The 14,386-nt window shown below is 56.9% G+C and carries 13 protein-coding genes; all 13 read right to left on the bottom strand.

Annotated elements, in window-relative coordinates; genetic code table 11:
* Positions 1-442: 442 nt before the first annotated feature.
* Positions 443-1,873 carry an oligosaccharide flippase family protein gene (locus tag ACTQXM_RS08245; RefSeq protein ID WP_441537561.1) on the bottom strand — a complete coding sequence of 477 codons (1,431 nt, stop codon included), beginning with the start codon at positions 1,871-1,873 and terminating at the stop codon, positions 443-445.
* Positions 1,874-1,880: 7 nt separating this feature from the next.
* Positions 1,881-2,963 (bottom strand): NAD-dependent epimerase/dehydratase family protein, encoded by a 1,083-nt coding sequence (locus ACTQXM_RS08250; RefSeq protein ID WP_441537560.1) that lies wholly within the window; start codon positions 2,961-2,963, stop codon positions 1,881-1,883.
* A complete protein-coding gene (locus ACTQXM_RS08255; RefSeq protein ID WP_441537559.1) occupies positions 2,960-4,693 on the bottom strand; it encodes a thiamine pyrophosphate-binding protein in 1,734 nt (577 codons plus the stop codon). The genes ACTQXM_RS08250 and ACTQXM_RS08255 overlap by 4 nt, the downstream gene beginning before the upstream one ends.
* A 46-nt stretch (positions 4,694-4,739) precedes the next feature.
* Positions 4,740-5,894: a polysaccharide pyruvyl transferase family protein gene (locus ACTQXM_RS08260; protein ID WP_441537558.1), complete on the bottom strand. Its 1,155-nt coding sequence runs from the start codon at positions 5,892-5,894 to the stop codon at positions 4,740-4,742.
* Positions 5,884-7,074 (bottom strand): hypothetical protein, encoded by a 1,191-nt coding sequence (locus ACTQXM_RS08265; protein ID WP_441537557.1) that lies wholly within the window; start codon positions 7,072-7,074, stop codon positions 5,884-5,886. The genes ACTQXM_RS08260 and ACTQXM_RS08265 overlap by 11 nt, the downstream gene beginning before the upstream one ends.
* Positions 7,064-8,017: a glycosyltransferase family 4 protein gene (locus tag ACTQXM_RS08270; RefSeq protein WP_441547639.1), complete on the bottom strand. Its 954-nt coding sequence runs from the start codon at positions 8,015-8,017 to the stop codon at positions 7,064-7,066. The genes ACTQXM_RS08265 and ACTQXM_RS08270 overlap by 11 nt, the downstream gene beginning before the upstream one ends.
* A 103-nt stretch (positions 8,018-8,120) precedes the next feature.
* Positions 8,121-8,684 carry an acyltransferase gene (locus ACTQXM_RS08275; protein ID WP_441537555.1) on the bottom strand — a complete coding sequence of 188 codons (564 nt, stop codon included), beginning with the start codon at positions 8,682-8,684 and terminating at the stop codon, positions 8,121-8,123.
* Positions 8,684-9,739, bottom strand: a complete 1,056-nt coding sequence (locus ACTQXM_RS08280) for a glycosyltransferase (protein WP_441537554.1) — start codon at positions 9,737-9,739, stop codon at positions 8,684-8,686. The genes ACTQXM_RS08275 and ACTQXM_RS08280 overlap by 1 nt, the downstream gene beginning before the upstream one ends.
* A gap of 127 nt (positions 9,740-9,866) precedes the next feature.
* Positions 9,867-11,048: a non-hydrolyzing UDP-N-acetylglucosamine 2-epimerase gene (wecB, locus tag ACTQXM_RS08285; RefSeq protein ID WP_441537553.1), complete on the bottom strand. Its 1,182-nt coding sequence runs from the start codon at positions 11,046-11,048 to the stop codon at positions 9,867-9,869.
* 4 nt (positions 11,049-11,052) lie between these two features.
* Positions 11,053-12,270: a polysaccharide biosynthesis C-terminal domain-containing protein gene (locus ACTQXM_RS08290; protein WP_441537552.1), complete on the bottom strand. Its 1,218-nt coding sequence runs from the start codon at positions 12,268-12,270 to the stop codon at positions 11,053-11,055.
* A gap of 1 nt (position 12,271) precedes the next feature.
* Positions 12,272-13,330, bottom strand: coding sequence for a polysaccharide biosynthesis protein (locus ACTQXM_RS08295; protein ID WP_441537551.1), 1,059 nt, complete (start codon positions 13,328-13,330; stop codon positions 12,272-12,274).
* The gene (locus ACTQXM_RS08300; protein ID WP_441547640.1) at positions 13,331-13,945 is read right to left on the bottom strand and encodes a WecB/TagA/CpsF family glycosyltransferase; all 615 of its coding nucleotides are present in this window, start codon (positions 13,943-13,945) and stop codon (positions 13,331-13,333) included.
* 161 nt (positions 13,946-14,106) lie between these two features.
* Positions 14,107-14,386: sugar transferase (locus tag ACTQXM_RS08305; protein WP_441537549.1), on the bottom strand; the 280-nt coding region annotated here is incomplete at its 5' end.

Genomic DNA, 14,386 nt, shown 5'->3' on the forward strand with positions numbered 1-14,386 from the left:
TCGTCCAGTTCCGCGGCGAGTCCTACCGCGTCCGCCATGCCCTCATGCAGGAGGGCTAGCCGCTCAAAAAGCGTGCGCGCTTCCGATGCTCAGGCTGCTCAATTTCCGATGCTCTTTTTGCTCAAATTCTCTTGACGAAACACAGCCCGGTCTCACGGTTGTGAACTGCCTCCCATTTCTTGGACAGAAAACTAAAGTCCGAGGAATGGGAGGCAGTTCAGATACCGTCTCGAGAACGCTTCCTCAGCATCGAGTTGGTCATCTCGAAATCGAGGTTGGTCGAGGCGGTCCAGCTAACAATCGCCTCGTCGAAACAATCGATTACGGGGTGAGGCAGACCTTTCCCGTGGGAATGACGAGCTGCGTGACGTCGGTGAGCCACAGGAAGTTTGGCAGCCCGGTGCAGAAGTCGTGCCTCACCCCTGTTCTATATACAATGCTATTAACTAAGGAAGCCCCTAAGGTTTTTGACGGAGCTGCGGTTAGCAAAACAAAAGAGGATCGCGCAGAAGAGGAACAGCACGCCAACCATAACGAGCGAAGTAAGAAAAGTCGCAAGAAGCGAGACTACGATGACAATTACTCCGTAGGACACAAGTCTTGTCCAGTCGATATTCATCGCACAGTACTTATGGGTTTGCTTCAAGCGAGCAACGAGAATGGCTGCATTGCCGAGGAAGTTTCCCAGCGCTGCGCCCATCAGACCAACCGTAGGAACGAGCACAAGCGACACCACAATATTCACGGCAGCACCAACAATCGTGGTGCTGGCAGCACCCTTGGTGTCCTTGGCACACATATAGAGTACACCTGTAAAAGCAGAGAGCGCATTGAGGGCAGCACCTAGGTATAGAAGCGCGACGTAGTTGAAACACGAGAAGTAAGAGGAGTCCATGGCAAGCTGCACGAAGAGCTTGGTCACGGGTACACCGGGGATGAGCAGAGTAACGAGCAAAATGGCGTACTGGTTGAATACCTTGGAGAAGTACTCGTCTTTCCCCTTCTTCTCAAAGAGCATGACTGCCTGCTCCTGCCAGGCTGGGGTGAAAACATTAAAAATCATTGAGAGCGCAGAGGGGAACTTCATCGCCACGGAAAAGATACCATTTGCGGAGTACCCCATGAAACCGACGATGATCAGTCTTCCGAGCATAGTCATCGCCCACCAACTCAGTTGGTTAGGCAGCAGAAAGAGCGAGTAGCGGAGCATCTCCAACGCCACTCCCCCATCAATACCAGACGCTGCGAACGACCTGAGTTCTCTCTGCGGAGCAACAAGAAATAGCGATGCCACGATGGTGGCGGCCAACATCGCGTAAAGAAGTCCGTGATACCCGACATTGAGGACGGCAACAAGGAGAAAGCACCCGAGACAGTAGACGATTGAGTAAACAATGCCCGAGATAGCGAACAACTTGTTGTTGTGAAGGCCACGCGTACCGTACTGGAAACTCTGATAGAGGCAACTCAAAACGACTAGGACATACATCAAGCCCGCATCAGCAAAGCCGACAACGAGCCAGCAAATCCAGAATATCGCCGTAAACGCCGCCGTAAGCCCCACAAAGAGACCCAGCCAAGTCGAGTAGACGCTTTTCTTATCGGCCTTAGCATCAATGACCCAGCGGAACAGCGACTCTGGAATAGCAAGGACTGCGATGGGCTGTAGAAGGGCGATTATGGTGTAAACCATGTCATAGACACCCATGTCGTCCGTCGCGATGTAATGCGTACAGAGCGGGATTATCAGCAGGGTAAGAATCTTCGAACCGAACGTGCCTATAGCAAAGATTCCCGTGTTCTTGATGAGAGCCTTGGCATGTGATTGCTCAGTACCCCCAGTGATCTGCTTTTTCTCAATTACTTGACTCAAGTTTCCTTTACACCAACCCAAACTTTGCGGCGACATACTTAAAAGAACCGGACTTCCCGAACTCATCTGAGATGACTCGAAGCGGCAGCGACGACCCCGATATGCGATCTAGCCGTCCTTGCACCGTCGGAGATGTGGAGAGGCGCGGCTTACGCGAAAGAAAGGCCGAGAGCTCCCGAGGAAGTGCCTCCCGGACGTCGGTAAGGTCGCCAGTCACTAGCCCCGTGAACTTAAGCGCCTTCGAGTTGTCGAGGATACGATTGACCATGCGATCGTATCGAACCTGGGGAATGTAGCCGTATTCCTTCACAGCGGAACCGCAATGGGACTCGTAGTCGCGAAGCGTCACATCGCACGTCTCGACCGGTAGGACGGAGCAATATAGGCCGAGCACTTCGCCCCACGTCTGGTGTTGCGAGGTCGCTACATTGAAGTCCTCGCCGGCAGCATCGGGATTCTCGACCAGCAGCGCGATCATCCGCGCGACATCGCTTGCCCATGTGAGCGTGCACTGTTTCCCCATCATCTCGGAAACGACGGGAACCGGGAGCCCTTTCAAAGCACGCCAGAGCCAGAGGCCGCTTTCGTATGTGCAGAGTTGGAATCTGCCCGCACCATCGCCCGAGAAGGTTATGGCGGGACGCACGATGGTCCAGTTCCCCATCGAGCCGAATCGAAGGATATCCTCCTCATGAGCTTTGATGATCGCATACTCTCCACCGGCGCGATACCTCTCGTCGGGACACTTCTCAAGAAGACGCGGACTTCGCTCATTAATAATCGGCGAATCAGCAAAGACACGGTAGGACGAGAGGAATACGTAGCGGTCAGCCGAAGCAAGTATGAGCTCGGACACCGAGCGAAACACCTCGGGGTTCCATGTCATAAAGTCGACTACGGCATCATAGCCAACCCTTAGCACCTCGGCGAGAAATGCAGGGTCCTTCGCATTGCCCCGAAGATAGGTGACCGGACCCTGCGATTTTCGAGCACTTCGGGAGGTTACAAAGACGTCCCATCCACGTGAGGAAAGTGCCCCCTGGAGGTAGCCTCCCATCGCACCCGTACCCCCGAGGAGCAACGCCCTCATCGAACGAGTCCCTTCAGCATGCGTACACCCTTCTCGCCAATAGCAGATTTGATAGCAGCCTTGGCATTCCCCATTGCAGTCTCCTCGATGCTGTAAAGGGCCTTAAGCGCCTCGGTGTCGTCCTCGGGTCGAACGAACGCTTCAACCAGAACGGGGCGGTCATGCGGTTCGGGTGAGACGAGCAGGTCGACAGCAGCTAGATACTCATCTTTTGCCTCAACGCCCCTATATTCGAATCCAAGGTCCTCGGCAAAGTGCTTGACAAGCTTACGCGACTGACGCCCGTAATGGCCACGGGCGCTCACGTAGGGGTCGGCCTCCTCGCCAAGGGGATAAGCGCGATTGATGTGATTCTTGAACTCGACGCCGCATCCGTTGTTAACGATAAGGATGCGCAGGTTATTACCAACATGACGGTTGCCGAGCGCATTCATGTCATAGAAGAATGCAAGGTCACCAAACACGCCGAAGCAGGGGGCATCCGTGGCCAGCGACGCTCCCAACAGGCTTGACACACCGCCGTCGATGCCAAATCCGCCCGTGTTGCAGTATCCACGTACCCGGTTGCCCTCGAAGAGACTCCACGTACGCAACGAATTATAAATACCCATGTGAATCATAGAACCCTCAGGGAGGCGTGGCAGGGTCTGCTGAGCCATCCAAGCGTTTGAGAAGGGTAATTCAGGGACCTTAGCCATAATTGCGTTAACCTCACGCGCGCACTCTTCTCGGTACGCTGGCGAAGCAGTTGATCCAGCCATACACGCATAAGTCTCAAAGAAACGCTCCTCAGACATTTCGAAAACGTTCTTCAAGCAGCCGAAAGTGTCGCGCACCTCCCCGTCGGGATTGACACGCCAGGATGCTTTGAGACGCCTTGGAACTGCCCCTCCGGAAGTGTTTCCGATGTGGATAAGGACGTCAATAACCTCTGATGAGGCGACGGCATTGCCCTGCGAAAAAAGTAGCGAGGGGTTCACCCGGTAACGGCCCCAATAGTTGCTCGTCTGGTCACAGAGAACGCATGCGCCGTAGGCCTCGCAGAACGAATCGGCGGCCTCGGTGAGCCTTCCGCTCCAGCGGCTATGCGCGCCGACGTAGACGGCGACTCGGGAACCGGGGGGAATCTGAGGGAGCTCGTCTTCCGCCGTGTAGCGCATGACAGAACGACTCTTTGGGAGTTCACTCGTGTCATATACCTTGGTATAAGTCGTGGTGAGGTTGATGTGGACGGGGCCCCCGCCATCGCGTCGAAGCTCAAGCAGCGCTCGGTTGATGGCGATGTTGGCATAAGAGGCGTCCTCGGCACTCTGAATAATGGGCACCTGCACGCTCAGCTTCACGGTGTCAACGGGTTGGATGGTCCGATCGATTGCCTGCTGGATGTTCTGGCCGATGCGAACCGGGTGCTGCGTCGAGGTAACAGCGAGCACGGGCAGCTTCCGATAATAGGCCTCGGTAAGTCCCGGAAAATAGTTCCTAGATGCCGTGGCCTGGGTACAGCTGAGAGCCACAGGCTCGCCTGATTCCTCTGCAAGACCGCAGGCGATATAGGCCGCGGAGCGCTCGTCGACAGAGGAGAACACCTGAAAATACGAATCCCGCTGAAGACTGACCACGAACGATATGTTCGTGGTCCCTGGAGAGGCAACTATTTTTCGTACTCCATGCTGCTTCATGAGGCTCATAAGCATGAGAACGTTCTTCTCTTCTGTGTACTTAGCAGGCATCTGCGCCACCTTTCTTTTGTAATGGTTTATGGTTCCGCAAACGTCATCAGTGCTCAGCGAGCACCGGTTTGAGAGCCCGTCGCAGATACTCCAGAGAACTCTGACGAAGAGAGGAAATCCTAACCTCTGCACAAGCGAAGTCGACTGGAGCAGCAGCGCAGGATATGTCCTTGGCACCCCACCGAACCAGCCTGTTCCCGAGGTCGGTCAGGCTCAAGAAGTTCTCAATCCTCACGTTTTGTGAGGCGGAACTACCGGGTTTGAAGCGCTCAAAGACAGAGAAGTCTCGTCCTAAAAGGGTCGAGAAGACGAGACCATGGAACGAGTCAGTGCACACATAGGATGCGTTGTCTATGAGCCAGAGAAACTCGAGTGGTCCCACGCCAGAGAGCACCATGTCCCCACGCTTTATGTCTCCGTTAAACACAGGGATGACAACAAGGTCGAGCCCCTTCTCTTTAGCAGCGGAACGGGCAAGCGTCCAGTTTTCCTCGGAGCGACCCAGGAAATAGCAGAGGCAGTAGTGCCCAGAGACGAAAGGAATATCACGACTACTGACTGAACGCCACTCATCGGCACCAAGCAGGACCACGGGATCGCAGACAACCTCACACTCCTTGCCGCTAAGGTCCTTCACCATTTGCGCGCCCGAAGTCTCACGTGCGCTCAAGGCATTGAAGCTGGAAACAAGTGGAGCGATTGCTGCAGCGGCGGCATCCGGGAGCGAGTCACAACCGAAGCTTGGGGCATAGGCGATACGGGGCTTATCGTCAGCGATGAAATCGAGATAGTAGCGAGGGTCGAAGCAACGTGGGGACCACACTTGATCGCTGCCACAGACAAATGCATCGAAGCTCGAGTTCAGGGCTTCAAATTCAGCTGGAGAGGCAACTGGCTCGGTCTCATCAATATAGGTGGAAGCAAATTCCCTGAACGCGGCATCCTTTTTGGCAGAAACGAATGGCGCAACCCCCATCGCACGCTGCTGGAACATACGAGCAGCTCTAAAGGGCCTGCTCTTACGCAGGGCAGATTGATTTCGCTGCTGCCAAGGTGCTGGATCATAGTTCACGAGTCGAGCTTCCGCCCCGAGATTTGTTAGTGTTCTCTGCATGGCATAAGCCTGAAGAACCGTCCCGTAGTTCTGGGACTGATACCAGGTCATTTGAGCAATTCGAGGCTTATGGATATCAAGAGTCACGGAGTACTCTCCTTTTAATAGGCGTCATCCCTCGAGAAAAATAGACAAGGGGGATGCAGACAACGGCGTTAACGGCGTGCCATTCGGTAAAGCCGAAGACGAAGATTGCAATGAGGGCGGCCGCAAAGAGCGGGTCGAGATTCCTCTTCAATTTACAAGCTCGAACAGCGAGCGTCAGAAGCCAAATGAAGCCCGCAATTCCGATGTTGAACAAGAACGACGCATACATTCCATCCACAGTATGGATATCGTGAAATGTGCCCCTAATGAGAAGAACGCCTTCAAAAGCATGGTGTCCGAGAATAGTGAGGCCGGCGTAGTTCCACTGCGCCCACCAAAGAGCAGGCCTACCTGTAAGAAAATCACTCACAGTTTGGCTGAAGCTGGGCCCCATGAACCAGACGGCAGAAATCCACAGCGTGAAAAGAAGGAGAACCGGAGGAACAGCAGCAATAATCCTTGGAGCCCATTTAGCATAGCCGCTACCGGTACAGCTTGACCAAGCCTTAAATACAGCCACTAAAGCATAGAAGAGAAAGAGGGAGACCGCCGAAGTCCGCGACCCAGCGACCGCAATAATTACGACCGCGGAAACCGCGCCGACGATTCCCTTCAGCGCCATGCTGACATCCATTCGACAGCACGCAGCCATAGCCCAAGCGAAGAATACAGCAGAGCAATAATTCGGATGGATAAAGAACAATGCATTACGGTTCGAAGACAGTCCTCCGATATCGGACCATTGCAATCCAATCGTCATGCCCATCAACCGTGCGATGACATACGCCCAAAGCATGAGCACGATAATGACCGTCACGGCACGACTCCAGCATTTAAGAATGGATTGCAGGTCAATTTCATGGGCGGCCGCAAGAAGAAGTGAGGTGGTAAGCAAAACAGACTCGCCGGACAGAACGTAGGACACAATGCCGAGGCAAATACCAATAATTCCCAAGCCGCTCGAAGAGCCCTCGACGAAAAGAGCAACCGCCCTAAACGATAAAAAGGCGCAGCCAAACAGTAGCAAGACCTTAAGAAGCACGTCGTCCACCACAATGACAGCAGTGGCCTGGAGGAAGAATTTAGCGAATAGGGCCCAAAAACCCATCCAGAAGAAGGCTGAGCTCCTTGCTGAAACCGATAGGTTCGCGGACTGATCCGGAGTAGCGCTATTCGTCATTCGAAAGAACCTCCCAATAGCGCTCCGCCACTGCATCCCAAGTATTCGCTGCGGCAACAGCGTAGGAGCGGCTTGCGGCCTCGCGATAGAGATCATTGTCAGAACATAGATGCAAAAGGGATGAGGCAGCCTCGTCAACCCAACTAGCCTCGTTGATATCGCAGCAAATCGAGTTGGTTTCGTCGAAGAGGGCAGCAGCACCGCACTCCTTGGAAACGATGGGTACGCAGCAGGATGCAGCACCTTCCAAGACGGAAACATTGAAGGTATCGAATCTGCTGAGCCCGGCATAGAAGTCAGACTCCCGATAGAGCTCCATCAACTCTTCCTTATCGGAGATTTCGCCACGGTAGTCGAGTTCGACGCCACCCTCTTTAGCCATCCTCTCGCAGAGAGCACGGTTGGAGCCAACGGCCTGGGAATCTCGTCCGCAGACGATGAGCCTAGGTTGGACGCCCGTCAGGGCAGTATACTTCGTCAGCGCAAAGAGTGCGAGGTCGCAGCCCTTGCACTCCTCGAATCCTCCTGTCGTGATAACGACGGGAGGATTCGAGGAGCGCTTCTTGGCTAAGAGCGCATCAAGGTCAGCAGCGCCGGGAAGGTCAACTCCATTCCCAATCACCGTAACGTTCTCGGTGCGGCCGTACAGCCTCTCGAGGACTCCAGCCTCAAACTTGGAAACGCAGATAAGATTCGGAAATTCCTTAATTAACTTCGGCTCAAGCTTAAGATCGCGGGGGAGCACCGGCCGATATTTGCTCTCTTCAGCCGCAATGCCGTGCACCACGAGGTAGTAGTCATTAGCACGATTAACCTTCGATAGCATGCAGAGCGCCATAGGCACCCTGAACCCATTCTGATGAACGCAAATGGAGTAGCCCTTGTAGGCAAAAGGAATTTTTATGATGAGTTTGAGCACATCGGCAAAGGAGGAGACCTCCACAAGCTGACAAGCATGATTCCGAGCAAGACGTAAATGAACCGATTTGGCTACGCCTAGTGGCCCCCTCGTCCCATCAAGGCGCGAAATCAGAAGCACCTTCGCTTTAGGAAAGTCCATAAATGATATCCTCTTTAGCCTCGTGCTTTGCAAGGAACTCATCTATAGTCCCAACGACGCGCGCGGGGTTGCCGCATACGACTGACCCGTCCGGAAAGCGGCCTTTGACAACCGACCCCCCCCCGATGATGCAGTCATCGCCGATTGCGGTGCCAGGTAGGATCATCGTGTTCGCGCCAATAAAACAGTTTCTGCCAATAGACACAGCTTTTAGGAACTTTCCATGCGTCCCGCGACGAGCATACAACGCCTTATCGATACTGTAGTCGTGCACGAGGATGGACGTACCATAGCTAATGGTGACCCCATCACCCAAGGTGATGAGGTTGTATCCTGCCGCATCGAAGCGACACTGTGGGCTTATCCATGGATCGCCATACTCGGAGAACTTATCCGAGATGTTGACGCCGAGCCAGGCCAAGTAGCGGGGATATAGTTTTTTGTACGTCTTATTCGACAATTTGTTTATGACAAGCAGCGCGCCCTTTAGAGGAACTTTCGCTATGCGCTTATACCCCTGTGCGGCAGGAGTGGCTTGGTCAGTTCTCATTATTTTAAGCCTTTCTCTATCAGAGATAGAGCCTGATCAAAGTCGACGACAAAGCTCGAATCGGCACGATGAAGCGTCTCTCTGCACCCGCCCGTATCGTAAGTGACAACAGGGGTACCACAGGCTTCAGCCTCGAGGTTGACCGTGGGATAGTTGTCCTCGACGGTAGGATTGAATAGAACATCGGCCGTTGTATAGATACCGGCGAGTTCCTGGGGAGCATCGGTACGCGTTAGACCAATAACGCTTTGGGGAAGCGCCTTTAGCTGCCGACCCGAAAGGCCAACGAGGACGATGGCAAACTTCTCTGAGTCGAGCTCGCTGGCCAGGCGGACGAAGTCAGGCAATCCCTTGCGCTCGGTCCACGGGCTTGCGACACCGAGAATCATGAAGCGGTCACCGATGCCATAGCGCTCGCGGAAATCGCTCGGAGTGGGCTTGAAGACGGTCGTATCGATGGTGTTGTGACGAACCTCTACGGGGTACTTGGAAAGGAAGCTCTCCCCCACCAGGTCTGCAAGCCACTGGGAGGGCGAGATGAGCGTCATGCGGTCGACCGGGACGCTGGTGAATATTCGCCGCTTGTCTTCGAAGTTCCTCGCGCAGTTGGCCTTGGAGATCGTGTATGGATAGGTGTGGAGCTGCGGGCAGCTCTCGGAGTACGCGCAATGAGACTGCCATTGCGCACACTTCACATATGTGAAGTACGCGCAATGGCCCGTGAAAGCCCAGCAGTCGTGCAGGGTCCACCTGATCTGGCAGCGGTGACTCGCAAGCCACACAAATAGCATCTCTATGTTGACGTAGTAGCCGTGGATGTTGTGCAAGTGCACCACGTCGGGATCTATCTCGTCGAGCCTCTTCAGCAGTCGCGCGGTATCGCGTTTGGAGTAAAATCCCATGCGGTCGAACAAGCGGGTCTTGACCCCATGGTTGAGGTAGCCGAACTTGGTTGCGAAGCACCATTCATGGTCGCTTATGGTCTCGTGACGGCGGCCCCAGAAGATGTAGGAGTCGACGCCGCACTCCCCAAGCTGAGAATGGAGCCGACGCATAATGGAGCCCGTCGACCCGTTGTAGAAACTGTTGATCTGAACATAGCGCAACGGTCTGTTTAGCCCCCCTGAAAGTCCGAGGGCCTCGTCTACCAGTGCGTCTGTCGTCAGCGCGTCCTCCATGCCTTTAGAACTTCCTCCAGACCATGCGGTCGACGATGCCGGTGTAGGACTGGATGATCTTGACCACCTTGGTGGACACGGTCTCGTCGGCGTAGTCGGGAACGGGCGCCTCGGGGTAGCTGCCCTCGGCGTCCAAGGCCACGGCAGTATGCACGGCTTGCAGAAGGCCTCGCTCGGAAATGCCGGCAAGCGTGAAGCACGCCTTGTCGAGCGCCTCGGGGCGCTCGGTCGAGGTGCGGATGCACACCGCCGGGAACGGATGTCCGATGCTCGCGAAAAAGCTCGACTCCTCGGGCAGGGTGCCTGAGTCGGAGACCACCGCGAAGGCGTTCATCTGCAGGCAGTTGTAGTCGTGGAAGCCCATGGGCTCGTGCATGCGCACGCGCGGGTCCAGCTTGAAGCCGGTGGCCTCGAGGCGCTTGCGGGAGCGCGGGTGGCAGGAGTACAGGATCGGCATGTCGTACTTCTCGGCCAGAGCGTTGATGGCGGTGAACAGGCTCGTGAAGTTCGCCTCGGTGTCGATGTTCTCCTCGCGGTGAGCGGAGAGCAGCATGTACTTCTTCGGCTCAAGGCCGAGCTCCTCGAGGACGTCCGACGCCTCAATCTTTTCCAGGTTGGCGCGCAGGACCTCGGCCATGGGGGAGCCCGTGACGTAGGTGCGCTCCGGCGCGCAGCCGGTGTCCTTGAGATATCGGCGGGCGTGCTCGGAGTAGGCCATGTTCACGTCCGAGATCACGTCGACGATGCGGCGGTTGGTCTCCTCGGGCAGGCACTCGTCCTTGCAACGGTTGCCCGCCTCCATGTGGAAGATCGGGATGTGCAGGCGCTTGGCCGCGATGGCGGACAGGCAGGAGTTGGTGTCGCCCAGGATGAGCAGGGCGTCGGGCTTTGTGGCAGCCATCAGCTTGTAGCTGGCGGCGATGATGTTGCCCACCGTCTCGCCGAGGTCCGTGCCCACGGCGTCCAAGTAGACGTCGGGGTCGTCGAGCGAGAGGTCGCGGAAGAAGATGCCGTTGAGCGTGTAGTCGTAGTTCTGCCCGGTGTGCGCCAGCAGGCAGTCGAAGTGACGGCGGCACTTCTTGATGACCTCGGACAGGCGGATGACCTCGGGGCGCGTGCCCACGATGATCAGCAGCCTCAGGCGGCCATCGTCCCTGAATGCGATATCGGAATAGTCCTTGCCCATGCGGCTAGACCTCCTCGTAGTAGGTGTCGGGGTTCTCGGGGTCGAAGGGCTCGTTGGCCCACATGACCGTCACGAGGTCCTCGGTGTCGGACAGGTTGGTGATGGAGTGCGTGTAGCCGGGGATCATCTCCACGGCGCGCATGTCCGAGCCGGAGACGGTGTACTCGTCGACGGGGAACGGGTTTCCATCGGCGTCCTTCCCCACCTTCCTCAGCTTGATCGACGCTGTGCCGGAGACCACCAGGAACCTCTCCCACTTGCTCATGTGCCAGTGGTTGCCCTTGGTGATTCCGGGCCTGGACACGTTGATCGAGACCTGGCCGCGCTCGGGCGTGCGCAGGAACTCGGTGAACGAGCCGCGCGCGTCCACGTTGGGCCTGAGGCCGTAGGCGAAGTTCCCCGGCTCATAGTAGGACAGGAACGTGCTCCAGAGCTTCTTGGAAAAGGAGCCCTCCGAAAGGTCGGGCACCGAAAGCGTCTCGCGGCTGTCACGGAAAGTGCCCAGCAGGTACACGATCTCGCCCAGCGTCTTCACGTCGGTCTCCGGGACGTAGCAGAACCCGTCGCCGTCGACGCGGTAAAGACCCTCGTAGCCGCAGCGGTGCTCCTCGCCCAGCAGCGCACCCAGCATCTCGTCGACGAGGTCGTCGATATAGAGGAGCTCGAGCTCCACGCTGGGGTCGTTCACGGTGTAGGGACGTCCGTTCGCGATGGCGTCGCAGAAGGTGGCCACGGCGGAGTTGTAGCGCGGGCGGCACCACTTGCCGTAGAGGTTCGGGAAGCGGTAGATGAGCACCGGGGCGCCCGTGCGCTCCGAGTACTCGCGGAAGAGGCCCTCCCCCGCTAGCTTCGACTCGCCGTATACGGAGCCCTCGAAGCGGCCGGACAGGCTCGCCTGCGCGGAGCTGGAGAGCATGACGGGGCACGTGTTCCCGTGGCGCTCGAGCGTCTCGAGCAGCGTGGAGGCGAACCCGAAGTTGCCCTCCATGAACTCCGCCCGGTCCTTGGGACGGTTGACGCCGGCCAGGTTGAAGACGAAGTCGGCGCGGGAACAGTACGCATCTAGTTCCCCGGGAGTCGAATCGATGTCGTACTCCATGACCTCGAGGGGAAGGAGTTGCTGGTATTTGGCGCGGCGGTCCTTGCCGTCGCGGATGTTCTCCAGCGCGCAGCAGAGGTTCCTCCCGACGAATCCCTTCGCGCCGGTGACGAGGACGCGCACCCTACTGCACCGCCTCGTGCTCGCGGCCCTCGAGCGCCAGCTGCACGTACTCGGCGGTCTTGATCTTGGCGATGGTGCCCTCCACGTCGAGCCTCTCGGTGTTGTGGGAGGTGTAGGACTCGTCGGCCTGGGTCTCCACCTCGCCGTCGACGACGAACTTGTCGTAGTTGAGGTCGCGCGAGTCGCAGGCCACGCGGAAGTAGCCGCCCATGTCCTCGGCGCGCAGGCGCTCCTCGCGGGTCATGAGGGTCTCGAAGAGCTTCTCGCCGTGGCGGGTGCCGATCACCTGGGTGCCCACGCGGCCGAAGACCTCCTGGACCGCCTCGGCGAGGTCGCCGATGGTGGAGGCCGGCGCCTTCTGGATAAACAGGTCGCCGGGGTTGGCGTGCTCGAAGGCGAACTGCACCAGGTCGACGGCCTCGTCCAGGTTCATGAGGAAGCGGGTCATGTTGGGGTCGGTGACCGTGAGCGGCTCGCCCTTCCTGATACGGTCGATGAACAGCGGGATGACGCTGCCGCGCGAGCACATGACGTTGCCGTAGCGGGTGCAGCAGATGGTGGTGCGGCCGGCGCCGTTGCGGGCGTTGGCGTAGATGATGGACTCCATCATGGCCTTGGACTTGCCCATGGCGTTGATGGGGTATGCGGCCTTGTCGGTGGACAGGCACACGACGCGGTCCACGCCCTCGTCGATCGCGGCGTGCAGGACGTTGTCCGTGCCGATGACGTTGGTGCGCACGGCCTCCATGGGGAAGAACTCGCAGGAGGGCACCTGCTTCAGGGCCGCCGCGTGGAAGATGTAGTCCACGCCGTGCATGGCGTCGCGCACGCTCTGGGCGTTGCGGACGTCGCCGATGAAGAAGCGCACCTTGGAGGCGAGCTCCGGGGACCTCTCCTGCAGGCGGTGGCGCATGTCGTCCTGCTTCTTCTCGTCGCGGGAGAAGATGCGGATCTCGGCCAGGTCGGTGTTCATGAAGTGCTTGAGCACGGTGTTGCCGAACGAGCCGGTGCCGCCCGTGATCATGAGGGTCTTGTCTTTGAACGCAGTCGTGGATTTCACCTACTTGCCTTCCTTGCGCTTGGCGCCAGTGAATTGATAAAAGAGGAATTTAGTATTAGTAACGAGGTATCGTTTAAAGAGCCGCTTCGGCTCCTGCATCAAGCGGTATAGCCACTCGAGGCTCAGGTTTTGCATCCATATAGGCGCTTCCGGCACCACGCCAGCGAGAACGTTAAATGCGCCGCCGACGCCAATCATCAAAGGTTGAGGGCCGCCTTTGAGCTCGTACATAAGGACTTCCTGGCGAGGGGCGCCCAGAGCAATCCAGGCAAAATCGGCACCAGAATCGGCAATACGCTTGGAGAGCTCGCACTTCTCATTTTCTGTCAAAGGCCGGAAAACTGATGGCTCCATGCCTGCGATGTTCAGGCCAAGATAGGTTTTTTGAAGCGATTGCTTTAGAGCGTCGAGGTTCTTCTGCTCGTTTCCGTAGAAATAATGACTCCATCCGTATTGATTGGAAATCTTGAAAATCTCGCGCATCAGGTCCGGACCAGTAACGCGGTCCATTGATTCAATTGATTTAGACCCCAAAACTGACAGGGGTTTACCGTCGGGAACGGACATGACAGATTCAGCCTGGCAAGCCCAATAAGATGGATCATCGTGGGCCATAACGGACGTGTGAGCATTTGAAACGCATACGTATTCGCCATGGAGCTCATCGATATGCTTAGTGAGAAATTGAATGCAGCTAGACATATTCGTCCCGGTAATTGGGACATCAATTACCGGGACGCGATTGAGTTCGGGGTATTTTGAATAACAATCGAGCATTAGCACGCACCCTTACCGGTGATGACCTCGATAACCGTGAGGACGACAATCTTGAGGTCGGTGACGACACCCCTGTTGGCGATATACTCCAGGTCGCGCTGGACCATACCGTCGAACCCGGTCGAGTTGCGATCCGTCACCTGCCACCAGCCGGTGATCCCGGGCTTCACGGCCAGGCGCTGCAGGTCGTACTCGGTGTACTCCGCAACCTCGTTGGGCAGAGGCGGGCGCGGGCCCACGACGGACATCTGGCCCAGGAACACGTTGACGAACTGTGGG

Origin of the sequence: Collinsella sp. LCP19S3_D3 (assembly GCF_052121455.1) — a bacterium.
Classification (GTDB): domain Bacteria; phylum Actinomycetota; class Coriobacteriia; order Coriobacteriales; family Coriobacteriaceae; genus Collinsella.

Coding starts and splice junctions, on each gene's coding strand:
- ACTQXM_RS08250 (WP_441537560.1), bottom strand. CDS start 2,963: ATGAGGGCGTTGCTCCTCGGGGGTACGGGTGCGATGGGAGGCTACCTC.
- ACTQXM_RS08255 (WP_441537559.1), bottom strand. CDS start 4,693: ATGCCTGCTAAGTACACAGAAGAGAAGAACGTTCTCATGCTTATGAGC.
- ACTQXM_RS08265 (WP_441537557.1), bottom strand. CDS start 7,074: ATGACGAATAGCGCTACTCCGGATCAGTCCGCGAACCTATCGGTTTCA.
- ACTQXM_RS08275 (WP_441537555.1), bottom strand. CDS start 8,684: ATGAGAACTGACCAAGCCACTCCTGCCGCACAGGGGTATAAGCGCATA.
- ACTQXM_RS08280 (WP_441537554.1), bottom strand. CDS start 9,739: ATGCGTCGGCTCCATTCTCAGCTTGGGGAGTGCGGCGTCGACTCCTAC.
- wecB (WP_441537553.1), bottom strand. CDS start 11,048: ATGGGCAAGGACTATTCCGATATCGCATTCAGGGACGATGGCCGCCTG.
- ACTQXM_RS08300 (WP_441547640.1), bottom strand. CDS start 13,945: ATGGCCCACGATGATCCATCTTATTGGGCTTGCCAGGCTGAATCTGTC.